Source organism: Pseudomonas putida (assembly GCF_009883635.2).
Taxonomy (GTDB): domain Bacteria; phylum Pseudomonadota; class Gammaproteobacteria; order Pseudomonadales; family Pseudomonadaceae; genus Aquipseudomonas; species Aquipseudomonas putida_W.
The window spans coordinates 979987-992390 of sequence record NZ_CP026115.2; the positions used below are offsets into that span (position 1 = coordinate 979987).

The 12404-nt window shown below is 60.6% G+C and carries 8 protein-coding genes; 1 reads left to right on the forward strand and 7 read right to left on the reverse strand.

Annotation, left to right across the window (positions count from 1 at the left end; translation table 11 throughout):
* Positions 1 to 134: 134 nt before the first annotated feature.
* Complete coding sequence (locus C2H86_RS04400; protein WP_159411579.1) at positions 135 to 1019, forward strand: LysR substrate-binding domain-containing protein; 885 nt, start codon at positions 135 to 137, stop codon at positions 1017 to 1019.
* A 53-nt stretch (positions 1020 to 1072) separates the two neighbouring features.
* Here the strand turns inward: C2H86_RS04400 and C2H86_RS04405 are convergent, their stop codons facing one another.
* The 7 genes from C2H86_RS04405 to C2H86_RS04435 all read right to left on the reverse strand — a co-directional run bounded on the left by C2H86_RS04405 (position 1073) and on the right by C2H86_RS04435 (position 12345).
* A complete protein-coding gene (locus tag C2H86_RS04405; RefSeq protein ID WP_159411580.1) occupies positions 1073 to 5623 on the reverse strand; it encodes a dermonecrotic toxin domain-containing protein in 4551 nt (1516 codons plus the stop codon).
* Between the two features lie 164 nt (positions 5624 to 5787).
* Positions 5788 to 7206 (reverse strand): amino acid permease, encoded by a 1419-nt coding sequence (locus C2H86_RS04410; RefSeq protein ID WP_163985939.1) that lies wholly within the window; start codon positions 7204 to 7206, stop codon positions 5788 to 5790.
* 644 nt (positions 7207 to 7850) lie between these two features.
* Entirely contained in the window at positions 7851 to 8957 is a 1107-nt protein-coding gene (gene rluB, locus C2H86_RS04415; RefSeq protein WP_159411581.1) for a 23S rRNA pseudouridine(2605) synthase RluB, read from the reverse strand.
* Between the two features lie 273 nt (positions 8958 to 9230).
* Complete coding sequence (scpB, locus tag C2H86_RS04420) at positions 9231 to 10001, reverse strand: SMC-Scp complex subunit ScpB (RefSeq protein ID WP_159411582.1); 771 nt, start codon at positions 9999 to 10001, stop codon at positions 9231 to 9233.
* Positions 9988 to 10713, reverse strand: a complete 726-nt coding sequence (locus tag C2H86_RS04425; protein WP_163986004.1) for a segregation and condensation protein A — start codon at positions 10711 to 10713, stop codon at positions 9988 to 9990. The genes scpB and C2H86_RS04425 overlap by 14 nt, the downstream gene beginning before the upstream one ends.
* A gap of 128 nt (positions 10714 to 10841) precedes the next feature.
* On the reverse strand, positions 10842 to 11471 hold the full coding sequence (locus C2H86_RS04430) for an L-threonylcarbamoyladenylate synthase (protein ID WP_033696652.1): 630 nt from the start codon (positions 11469 to 11471) through the stop codon (positions 10842 to 10844).
* 13 nt (positions 11472 to 11484) lie between these two features.
* Positions 11485 to 12345 carry a PHP domain-containing protein gene (locus tag C2H86_RS04435; protein WP_159411584.1) on the reverse strand — a complete coding sequence of 287 codons (861 nt, stop codon included), beginning with the start codon at positions 12343 to 12345 and terminating at the stop codon, positions 11485 to 11487.
* Positions 12346 to 12404 lie beyond the last annotated feature (59 nt).

A 12404-nucleotide genomic window follows, 5' to 3' on the forward strand; every position in this document is an offset into this window, starting at 1 on the left:
TATGGGCTAATTCACGGGAATCCTGTCGTTCCGGCATGCATCGCTTCATGCAGGGATGACGTATAGGCCAATGTTCCTGTAGTTTCGCTTCAGGGGCAAACGGATAATCCTGCCGCTATCAATGACTTTTATGAATGAATTACCGCCACCTGACACCGTCCATGTCACTGCTGCTGGCTTTCGAGGCCGCCGCCCGTCATGAAAGCTACACCCGCGCCGCGGCCGAACTGTCGCTGACCCAAAGCGCGGTAAGTCGCCAGGTGCAGGCGCTGGAGCAGCAACTGGGCCTGACCCTGTTCCGCCGCGAGGGCCGCCAGGTGCAACTGACCGACGTCGGCCGGCTGTACCAGCGCGAGTTGAGCGAGGCACTGGGGCGCATCCGCAGCGCCACCTTGCAGGCGCTTGCCTACCAGTCCGGGGTCGGCACCCTGCGCCTGGCCACCCTGCCCACCTTCGGCTCGAAGTGGCTGCTGCCACGCCTGCATGCGTTCTACAGCGCCCACCCGGGCATGCTGGTGCATATTCATTCACGCATCGAAGCAATCAACTTTGACACCAGCGAGATCGACGCCGCCATCGGCGTGGCTAGCCACGACTTGCCGGGGCTGATCTGCCATCGCCTGCATGCCGAAGAGCTAGTGGTGATCCTGCCACCTGAGGCCGGCGCCGATCCCCAGGGCTGGGGCCCGACGCGCATCAGCCAGGAGGTGCTGCTCAACGTGGCCAACAACCCGCATGCCTGGGGCGAATGGTTCTCGCACCATGGCCTGCCGCATCGGGCTATGCGCCTGGGGCCAAGTTTCGAATTGACGTCGCACCTGATCCAGGCGGTACGGGCCGGGATCGGCATCGGCCTGGTGCCAAGAATCCTGGTTGATGAAGAACTGAGCAAGGGCGAGCTGTATAGCCCTGGCAGCGCCATTGCCAGCCAGCGTAGCTATTACCTTGTCTACCCTTCGCGAAATGAGGCGCTGCCGTCGCTCAAGGCTTTTCGTGGCTGGCTGCTGGGGCAGATATAGGGCGTAAGCATTGGAATACCCAGCACCCCGCAATTGCCCTGCAGCCGTATCATTCAGTCGGGGATGTAGACATTCCACATAAATGCCGCGCGCTGCATGGCCGCCTCGGTCAGCACCCTACGCTGATCACGCAACCAGCCCTCCTCCCATTTGTTGAATGCCTCCATACCCTCTGTGTCCTCTGCTTCTAGTAATGTGGCCTTCTCGCTGATGCGTTGCGCTGGCAGCTTGAAGCGTGCAGGCGAAGTCCGCTCTAGGTATTTTTTCCAATACGCTTGGTCACAAAACCATGAGGCCATTTCGGCAACCACTTGATGCTCTCGGATTTCCTTCAACACCCCTGAACGGTCTACAGCCCTTCGGTCAAACTCACCGGTAAAACGCATAACAGGAAGTCGGATGGGAAGTTGCAGGTCATCGTGCAACTCGATTCGATACATCAACTGCACGTCGACCGACTTCGCCCCCATTCCCAAACTAAAAGCATGCCTCCAGGCAAACTCATCCAGCTTTTGCATCCGCCAAAATTGACTACCGACTCTCAATAACTCTGCCTCCGAGTGGGCTTCATTATTTCGGATAAGCTCCCACGTCTGGATCTTCATCTCAAGATCGATAAAATGAGAGAGCGCATCATCACCACAGGCATTGACCTCAGAGTCCTTGAAGAAATCAGCCCTGAAGCTGTACTCCTCCCGGGTATCGGCCATCAGTTTTTCCCTGCCTGCATTCAACCCGGTCTCCTCCGCCAGTTTGTTTTCCACGATCGTGGCAAGTTCACCCTCTGTAATCACGAGCGAATCACCGGCGTCATTGATCGCCTCCATCATCGACTGCACCCGATAGACAAGCTCATTCGCACCGATGTCAGTAGCGAACTGTGCAGACGTGGTCAACCGTTTGAGGAGGTCAAAGAAATTATGCGAGCCGGGCAGCTCTTCGATACTCTGCCATAACGATTCCAGATCGTCCCTGAACTCCGAATCTATAGCGTCTGCCCACAGATAACGCTGAGACACAGGATTCAGAACATTCTCAGGGTCGTACCAATTCCTCTCTGTTTCCCCATGCACACCTATCCGAAATCTACCCTCGCGCGCTATCGGTGACTCCCAAAAGCCTGCATCGAATGAAGTGACCGCGCTTCCAATCAGTTCAAGCCTTGACAATTTCCTGTGCCTCAATACGCCCTCTGGCATGGCCGTGAGCTCGGTAGAATTAAGCAGCAACGACCTCAACTCCGGCATCCCGCTGATTGAAAACCGTCGTTTCAGCGGGTTATTCGACAAGTTCAGGTACTGCAGCCCCGTGCAAGCTTCCAATACCTCCACTTGCTGGGCGTCCAGTTTTATTTTATTTCCCGACAAGTCTAACGAGGTCAACTGACCACGAAGAAAGGAGGGCAAGGAAATCTTGCGAATTTCACCATTGGTCAGATCAAGCTCCCGCAAGTCCGGGAACGCACGAAGAAACTTTTCAGAAATCTCCGTCAGTTCGGAGTCTCTCAGCGCAAACTGGGAAACTTTTGGAAAGACGATTGACTCCGGGAGCTCGGGAAGTTTCTGCAAGCCTATCCCGATATCCCATAGCGCGGTTGGCAACTTGAGATCCAAAAATTTTCCGAGGATCGAAAAGCGCCACCGCGCAATCAGCGTTTTGCGAAAACCATAACGTGCCAACCATTCAAGCTTGAACGCACCGAGCCGCTGCCAACGCGTCAAGCTTGTTTTCAATATTTTAAACTGGCTCTCAAATTCACGAATTGCTGTCTCGGCATTCTCAGGCCCCGCTGCACTCAGCCACGCCTCGATCTGCTCGTCACTGGCGCCGGCGCACAACTTTCGTAGCCGGGCTGGTAGCGCGGCGGGCGGGCGGGTGCCGAACAGCCGACCACCGCCGGAAAGTGGATAACCTATTCTGCCATCATCCAAACGCCTGGGCAGCAAGAAGGGCGCCGCAGGGTGATCGCCTCCGAACAGGCTCTCGATGTCCCGCCGGCCTGTCATCCACTGCCTTGCCACTGATTGCCGAAGGTTGATGGCAAAAGGCTCTTCAATCCCCATGGCAGCACGCTCTGCTGTGCTGAATGTATCGGCCAGGGTTTCAAACAGTTCTCCTGGTGTACTTTCATCGTTGCCCTGCGCATCTCGCAACCAGAACGCACCGTCTTGGTAGAGCAAGTTCGATGCAGTGGGCAGGCTGTTCGTCGCGGGTAATGCCAAGCGGCCTTGCGCATCAATCAAGTGCCAGCTTTTATCAGCAGGCACACCAGGCAGCCCTTGCACAAGCTTGAGCACAGCCCTGGCAAAATCGAACGTCTGCGGCACGTCGATCCACAAGCCTTCGCCCACTCGCGTCACCCTGATGCGCAAAACTCGCTCCCGCGCAGCCAGCGCCATTGTCAGCGGCACACGCCCCGATTCGGCCATCTGGCTGCGCTGGGCCTCACTCGCCTCCTCCAGCACCTGCTGCGCAGCCAGTTGGTGCAGGCTGGCAAAAGCCCGCCGCAAAGGACGAGTGGCTTCATCCATTACGTCCAAAGGGTCATACAGCATCTGGAACAGCTGCCGTCGATGATCGGCAACGATTTGGGCCAGGCCATCATCCGCCAACCCGGCGGCACCGGGGAGTTCGCGCGCTTTGAACAACAAAGGCTGATCCACCACTTGCTGACCGGAACGCAAACGTCGCTGCAGATCAGCCACTCGCTCAGCCATCAGGAACCGGTTTACCGTATCAATCAGCTCAACCTCAGGTGCCTGACCAAAAACGTGCAACGCCCTCAGGTGCAGGTCGCTGAGGCCATGCACGGCAATCACATGATCAACCAAGCTGCGCGGAAGCCGGGCGCACGGGCCGCCCAGTCGGCTGAACATTCTTTGCGTATCACGCCATTGCTCTGGCCGCTCACTCCAGAGCCGCCATGCTCCTGCGCCGTTGTGCTCCAGCTGAGGCGAATGATTAGCGTGCGGATGAAGGTACCATTCCCCGTCAACACGCTCACTTACCTGGTAGTACGCCCCATCCATCTCGATCCAGCTTTGCGCGCCCTGACGGTAGACACCCTGCGCATCAACCACCGCAGTCACTGGCGGCGGCTGACTCACATAAGGTGCAAGATCCTGGTTCCACAGTTTTTCACTACCGTCCCCCAGCACCGCAGGCACCATGTCATCGACCATCACCGCACGTTGCCACGCATGTCGCGCGGCCGCACCTGCAGCGCCCACCGCCGCCACAATGGCCAAGCTCTTGCCCACATTGAGCAGATGATCCAGCGCTGCAGCGTCGTCGCCCTCGCGCCAATCCGCCACAGCTTGAAATGTCTCGTCCAGCAGATCCCAGGCCATCACCGCCAGCAGGATCACGCCCAACTGCGGCACAAACAGGCTCGCAAGCGTCAATCCCGCCCATCCCTCAGCGACCATGCGCCGGTCATGTTCCGCCTGCGCGGCAGTGTCGATCTGAGCTACAGGCACCGCAATCATCGCAGCATCATCCTTGATCTGCCTGATCCGCCCGTTCGCCAGCCCCTGGAATAGCGAATCCAGATCACGCGTCATGTGTTGATCCAGGTCTGGGGTAGCAAAGTCGGCGACATCGCCCAGTCGTTTCTGCACTTCGGAAAAAAAAAGCTGGCTGTCACGCCTGCGCACAAAGCGACTGAAAAACTTGCGGTACTGTTCATCGCGCAAGCGACGTCCCAGCACCCTGCGGGCAAACGCCTCGAGATCGTTGCTCACGCTCCAGGGACCTTGCGGATCTGCTGGTATGTAAACCAGCACGGCTTGGCTGGTATTACGAAAGACCCCTTCATCGATCACATCGAACACAACAATCTGCTGGAGCTCGCAACCCAGTATCTGCAGTTTTCTGGCAACCACCGGCGCACCCGCCAGTCGGCCAGGGCGGCCTTGACGATAAACATCGATCACCCACTCCAGCTGCACCTCACTGAGGACGCCATCCGAGTGCGCCTTGAGTGCATCGACCAGCATCATCGAACGTATCTGCCTTTGCAGCAATTCAGCGAAGCCCTGCCCGTTAGCGCCGCCCCCCTCTGGCGACTGCAGTACAGATTGCAAGTGCTTTTGGTATTGACCGCCGATATCAAGACTGCGGCACGCCTGGATAAATGCCTTGGCTGAAGGCTGCGCAACTTTGTTGCCGGCCATGTCGATCACGCAATCCTTTTTCATCGTGACGTGGTCATCGCTGAAGTTTTGCAACGCCGCCCATAGCAGCGAAATGGCGTACCAGTCGCGGTCCTGAATCGGTAGCCGACCGGTAACCCAATGCACGGTGGGCGATGAATAGGTGTACCACTGCTGCAGAAACAGCTTATCGGGTGCCGTACTCAGCCCAAACTGATCGACAATTCGTCGCCTGGCAAACTCATCTATGTTTTGCACCCTGGAAAAAATTGCAGAGAGTTGCCGACGCGTTGCAAGCCCGGCGTGCAACGCCTCGCTCAGCAAGGCAAACCGCGCAGGGTCGAGTTTTTGCAACCAGCCAGGAAGCCGTCTGGCGATAAAGCCATCCTGAAAGCTGCGCAGTTGCGTACTTACATCAGACGGTGTGGAGTGAAAATTGTCGGTAGCCATGTGTGCCTGAAACCTTGCTCGCAAATAGCTGCAGCATTGGCCAAGGGAGGCTGCAGCAGGCACTATTCGGCTACTACCCGGCATCCCGCCAGGCTTTGGGACAACGCAAAAAAAAACCCGAAACCAGTCACCTGGCTTCGGGTTTTACGAGTAGCTTTAGCGGCTTACTTGGCCGCGTGACCGGCAGTTCGACCCGCCTGCGCCTGACGACGCGGCTTGACCATGTACACCACGAACATCGCGAACAGCCAGACCGGAATCGCGTATACCGACACCTGAATACCCGGAATCATCAGCATGATGCCGAGAATCAGCACCACGAAGGCCAGCACTACGTAGTTGCCGTACGGGTACCACAACGCCTTGAACAGCGGCTTCTGACCGGTACGGTCCAGATGCTGGCGGAATTTCAGGTGCGAGTAACTGATCATCGCCCAGTTGATCACCAGGGTGGCCACTACCAGCGACATCAGCAGTTCCAGGGCGTTTTGCGGCATCAGGTAGTTGAGCAGCACGGCGATCAGGGTCACCGCCGCCGACACAAGAATCGAACGCACCGGCACGCCGCGCTTGTCGACCTTGGCCAGGGATGCCGGGGCATCACCCTGCTCGGCCATGCCCAGCAGCATGCGGGCGTTGCAGTAGGTGCCGCTGTTGTACACCGACAGTGCGGCAGTCAGGACCACGAAGTTCAGCAGGTTGGCGGCCACGTCACTGCCCAGCAGCGAGAACACCTGCACGAACGGGCTGCTGCCATAGCTGCCACCCGAAGCGTCGATGCTGGCGACCAGGTTGTCCCACGGGGTCAGCGACAGCAGCACGACCAGGGCGCCGACATAGAAGATCAGGATGCGGTAGATGACCTGGTTGATCGCCTTGGGGATCACGGTCTTCGGCTTGTCGGCCTCGGCGGCGGTGAAGCCGAGCATTTCCAGGCCACCGAAGGAGAACATGATGAACGCCAGGGCCATTACCAGCCCGCTGACACCGTTCGGGAAAAAGCCGCCATGCGACCACAGGTTGGCTACGGTAGCTTCCGGGCCGCCGCTGCCGCTGGTCAGCAGGTAAGCACCCAGGCCGATCATGCTGACGATGGCCACGACCTTGATGATGGCAAACCAGAATTCGGCCTCACCGAAGAACTTGACGTTCATCAGGTTGATGGCGTTGATCAGCACGAAGAACGCTGCCGCCGTAACCCAGGTCGGGATCTCCGGCCACCAGTAGTGAACATACTTGCCTACCGCCGACAGCTCCGACATGCCCACCAGGATGTACAGCACCCAGCAGTTCCAGCCCGACAGGAAACCGGCGAAGCCGCCCCAGTAGGTGTGCGCAAAGTGGCTGAACGAACCCGCCACCGGCTCTTCGACGATCATCTCGCCGAGCTGGCGCATGATCATGAAGGCGATGAAGCCGCAGATGGCGTAACCAAGGATCATCGACGGGCCGGCGGATTTCATCACGCCTGCCGAGCCGAGGAACAGGCCGGTACCAATCGCGCCACCGAGGGCAATCAATTGGATGTGGCGGTTCTTCAGGCCCCGCTTGAGCTCGCCTGAATGCATGTTTTGTCCACTCATGAACGAAGTCACCTGCATTGTTTTTATCTGTGACGGAATCGGACCCACCGCGCTCGTGGCGCAGCGGAATGGGCAAGGTGGTTACCTTGGGTTTCTTGCCAAAGGATGCCGCCGGGGCGGATCAGCCAGGTGTGGGCAAGAGTGCGCGGTACGCAAGAGGGTCACAGGTAAAACGCGGCGCACTGTATACCCCTGCAAACGCGCAGACGTCAACGCGTTGCATCGTTTCCTCGGGAAAAAACGCAGCGGTCCTGTGGTAGGAGCCTGAAAAGGCGAAGTGATCGGCGTACATGGCGCCTCCATTTGTTGTTCTGTTGGCCCGGCTCTGTGGACGGGCTTTTGCACACGGCAATGAGCGCTATATCACCTTGGTACGGGGGTTTGGGCAAGACTGGGCGGGGTGGAGGCAGGGGCTTTGCGGCGGGCGGCGTGGCAAGTTCTGTTTACACGAAAAGGAAAATTCCGAATTGCAGGCTGAATTCGGCTAGCTGTGTATAAATTTCTTTACAGGGTGGTTTGGAAACTTGCCAGTCGTCCGAAAATTTCTTTTTCTTCAATATCTTGGGGCTGCTGCGCTGCCCCAAATTCTCACAGGCATAAAAAAACCAGCCCGAAGGCTGGCTTCTCATCACCGCTCTGACCCATCAGCCGCGCGGCTTACCGCGACCACGGCCAGCCGGTTTGTCACCGTCAGGCTTGCCTGGGCGCTTGCGCATTTCGCTCGGGCGCTCGGCCACGGCGCTGCCACGGCTGCCTTTGCGCGGCGCTTCGTCACGCGACTGACGTGCTGGGCGCTCACCCGAGGTATCGCGCGGCTGACGAGCCGGGCGCTCAGCGGCTGCAGCACCACCTTCATGGGCCGGGCGCAGGCTGCGCACGCGCTCGTTGCGCCCCATCGGCCGGCTCGACTTGCGCTGCAGGCGCTCCATCTTGTCCTTGGCCTTGAGGTTCAGGGTTGGCAGCGCCACCGGCTGCAGGCCCACTTCAGCGGCGAGGATGTCGATTTCGCCCTGGGTCATTTCGCGCCAGCGGCCCATCGGCAGGTCGGAGTTGAGGAACACCGGGCCGAAACGCACGCGCTTCAGGCGGCTGACCACCATGCCCTGGGATTCCCACAGGCGGCGTACTTCGCGGTTACGGCCTTCCATCACCACGCAGTGGTACCAGTGGTTGAAGCCTTCGCCACCCGGCGCCTTCTGGATGTCGGTGAACTTGGCCGGGCCGTCTTCGAGCATCACGCCCGCCTTCAGGCGATCGATCATCTCGTCGTCGACTTCACCCCGCACGCGCACGGCGTACTCGCGGTCCATCTCGTAGGACGGGTGCATCAGGCGGTTGGCCAGTTCGCCGTCGGTGGTGAACAGCAGCAGGCCGGTGGTGTTGATGTCCAGGCGGCCGATGTTGATCCAGCGGCCTTCCTTCGGCCGCGGCAAGCGGTCGAACACGGTCGGGCGGCCCTCCGGGTCGTCACGGGTGCAGATCTCGCCATCGGGCTTGTTGTACATGATCACCCGGCGCGTGGCCTCGGCGGCCTCTTCGCGCTTGATCAGCTTGCCGTCGACGGTGATGGCGTCATGCAGGTCGACGCGCAGGCCGAGGGTGGCCTCGACGCCGTTGACCTTGATGCGGCCCTGGCTGATCCAGGCTTCGACGTCACGGCGCGAACCAACGCCAATGCGCGCCAGCACTTTCTGCAGCTTTTCGCCGGCTGGCGGGGTGATTTCGGTATTTTGCAGGTCTTGCTCACTCATCTGGGCACCTCCCGGTGTAGGAATGAAAACAGGTTTCTGGCGACGAACGCGCCAAAAGGCCGCGCATCATACGCGGTTCGCTGGGGGAACGCACTGCAGGGTAGAGGGTTTTGTGGGCTTTGGGAGTGAATTCTGCCTAATGGTGATGTAGGCGTTGCCGGCCTCTTCGCGGAACAAGCCCGCTCCTACAGGAGATCTCCATCCGCCGGGGAAACTCAAAACCTGTAGGAGCGGGCTTGTCCCGCGAAGAGGCCGGTACTGGCAGCAAAGCAATCAGGGCTGCAATTTACTCTCATCCTCCACCGAGGCTTCAGGCTCTTCCTCGCGCAGGTCGTCGAAGTCGGTCTTCAGCCCTTCTTCCATGGCATCGAGCTCCACCAGCAAGCTGCGGAAGCTGGTCTCTTCCTTCGGCTCGCCGACTGCTTGCTCTTCACCCAGGCTGGCATCGGCCAAGGCCTGAATATGCGCCGGCACCGGGGCATCATCCGGGTCGAGCAGCGGCTCCGGCTCCATCTCGCGCAGTTCGGCCAGCGCTGGCAGCTCGTCCAGGCTCTTGAGGTTGAAGTGATCGAGAAACGCCTTGGTGGTGGCGAACATCGCCGGGCGCCCGGGCACCTCGCGGTAGCCGACCACGCGAATCCACTCGCGCTCCATCAGCGTCTTGATGATGTTGCTGTTGACCGCCACGCCGCGCACATCCTCGATCTCGCCACGGGTGATGGGCTGGCGGTAGGCGATCAGCGCCATGGTTTCGAGCAAGGCCCGGGAATAACGCTGCGGGCGCTCTTCCCACAGCCGGCCGACCCAGGGCGCGAAATCTTCACGAATCTGCAAGCGGTAACCGGTGGCCACTTCCTTGAGCTCGAAAGCCCGCCCGGCGCAGGACTTGGCGAGCACTTCCAGGGCTTTCTTGAAGACTTTCGGCTCGGGGCGCTCGGCCTCTTCGAACAGCTCGTAGAGGCGTTCGAGGGACTGCGGCTTGCCCGAGGCGAGCAGGAAGGCTTCGATCAGCGACGCCAGGTCGCGGGGTTCATTCAGATTCATCAGGTTCTTCGACAGACTCGGGGCGCAGCCGCACATGGATCGGCGCAAAGGGCTCATTCTGCACCAGTTCGACCAGCGATTCCTTTACCAGCTCGAGGATCGCCATGAAGGTCACCACCACGCCGAGCTTGCCCTCCTCGGGCGTGAACAGCTCGACGAACGGCACGAAGGCGCCACCCTTGAGTCGCTCCAGCACATCGCTCATGCGCTCGCGGGTAGACAGCGTCTCGCGGGTGATCTGGTGGCTTTCGAACAAGTCGTTGCGGCGCATGACCTCGGCCATGGACACCAGCAGCTCCTCCAGGCTGACCTGCGGCAGCAGCTTGCGTACCTTGGCCTGGGGGGCCTCAAGACGCGGCACGACGACGTCGCGGCCCACCCGCGGCAGCTCATCGATGCCCTCGGCGGCGGCCTTGAAGCGCTCGTACTCCTGCAGGCGGCGGATCAGCTCGGCGCGCGGGTCGCCCTCCTCTTCCTCGACCTCGGCCGAGCGCGGCAGCAGCATGCGCGACTTGATCTCGGCGAGCATGGCGGCCATCACCAGGTACTCGGCGGCCAGCTCCAGGCGCACGCTCTTCATCAGCTCGACGTAGCCCATGTACTGGCGGGTGATTTCCGCCACCGGGATGTCGAGGATGTCGATGTTCTGCTTGCGAATCAGGTATAGCAGCAAGTCCAGCGGGCCCTCGAAGGCTTCGAGGATGACTTCCAGGGCGTCCGGCGGAATGTACAGGTCCACCGGCATTTCGGTCAGCGCTTCGCCGTAGACCAGCGCCAGCTGCAACTGCTGTGGCGGCGGCTCGATCTGTTCGGCCGGCGCCTCGGGTGCTTCCACCTGGCTCACGCGTTGACCATGAACGGCGTGGGGTCGCCGCAGCCTTCGCGGATCAGTTCAGGCTCGTCGCCGGACAGGTCGATGATGGTCGAAGCCTTGAGGTCGCCGAAGCCGCCGTCGATGACCAGGTCGACATGGTGCTCCAGGCGCTCGCGGATTTCGTAGGGGTCGGTCATCGGCTCGGTGTCGCCCGGCAGGATCAGGCTCACGCTCATCAGCGGCTCGCCCAGTTCGGCCAGCAGCGCCAAGGTAATAGCGTGGTCCGGCACGCGCAGGCCGATGGTGCGGCGCTTTTCATGCAGCAGCAGGCGCGGCACTTCGCGGGTACCGTTGAGGATGAAGGTATAGGGCCCGGGCACATGGGCCTTGAGCAGGCGGAAGGTGCCAGTGTCGACCTTGGCGTACAGCCCAAGCTGCGACATGTCGCAGCACATCAGGGTGAAGTTGTGGGTCTTGTCCAGGCCGCGCAGGCGGCGTACCCGTTCGATCGCCGCCTTGTCGCCGATCTGGCAACCCAGGGCATAGGCCGAGTCGGTCGGGTAGACCACCACGCCGCCCTTGCGGATGATCTCCACCGCCTGGCGGATCAGGCGCGGTTGAGGGTTCTCCGGATGAATCTGGAAAAATTGGCTCACGAAGTCGTCCTGTTCATAGCGCCATAGGCTGTTCATGGCTGAATCGACGCCACAGAGGTGGCAAGTCCTCGGGCAATGGCCGGTAGGCACCGATCTCGCCCCAGGTGCCGGGGCCGTGGAAATCGCTGCCAGCGCTTGCCAGCAGGCCAAACTCACGGGTAAGGATGGACATCGTGCCCACCTGCTCGGCCGGCATCATCCCGTTGACCACTTCAAGTGCCTGCCCGCCTGCCTGAATATAGTCGGCAATCAGCCGCCTGCGCTTGCTGCGGGTCAGATCGTAGTGCATGGGATGCGCAAGGCTCACCCAGGCGTTTGACTGGCGCAGGGTGGCGACAGTTTCCTCGAGCGTCGGCCAGTGCTGCTTGACGTCGCCCAGCTTGCCGGCCCCCAGCCACTTGCGGAAGGCCTCGCCGCGGTCCTTGACATGGCCGGCGCGGACCATGAATTCGGCAAAGTGCGGCCGCGCCGGGGCGTTGCCGCTGTCCCCCAGCTCCTGTTGCACGGCCCGCGCGCCGTCGAGGGCGCCCGGCATGCCCTTGGCCGCCAACCGTTTGTCGATTTCCTCGGCGCGCAACCAACGGCCACGGTGCAAGGCCTCGATCGCCTGGAGCAAGGGCGGCGCATCGAGTGGGAAGTGGTAGCCCAGCACGTGGATGGTCGCGCCGCCCCAGGTGCACGACAGCTCAACCCCGCTGACCCAGCGCATGCCACGCGCGTGGCAGGCCTGGCGCGCTTCGGGCAGCCCTTCGAGGGTGTCGTGGTCGGTCAGTGCCAGCGTTTGCACCCCGTGCTCATGGGCCCGGGCGACCAGGTCCGTGGGCGACAGGGCGCCGTCGGAGGCCGTGCTGTGACAGTGCAGATCAACATTCATGGAGGAGCGCTTTCGCTGGAATCGATGTTTGTTATTATGCCGTCACATCCCGATTCTGG

What these genes read in the sequence shown, in the direction of transcription:
- C2H86_RS04410 (WP_163985939.1), bottom strand. Translation starts at nt 7,206, where the DNA reads ATGAGTGGACAAAACATGCATTCAGGCGAGCTCAAGCGGGGCCTGAAG.
- C2H86_RS04435 (WP_159411584.1), bottom strand. Translation starts at nt 12,345, where the DNA reads ATGAATGTTGATCTGCACTGTCACAGCACGGCCTCCGACGGCGCCCTG.
- scpB (WP_159411582.1), bottom strand. Translation starts at nt 10,001, where the DNA reads ATGAATCTGAATGAACCCCGCGACCTGGCGTCGCTGATCGAAGCCTTC.
- rluB (WP_159411581.1), bottom strand. Translation starts at nt 8,957, where the DNA reads ATGAGTGAGCAAGACCTGCAAAATACCGAAATCACCCCGCCAGCCGGC.
- C2H86_RS04405 (WP_159411580.1), bottom strand. Translation starts at nt 5,623, where the DNA reads ATGGCTACCGACAATTTTCACTCCACACCGTCTGATGTAAGTACGCAA.
- C2H86_RS04400 (WP_159411579.1), top strand. Translation starts at nt 135, where the DNA reads ATGAATTACCGCCACCTGACACCGTCCATGTCACTGCTGCTGGCTTTC.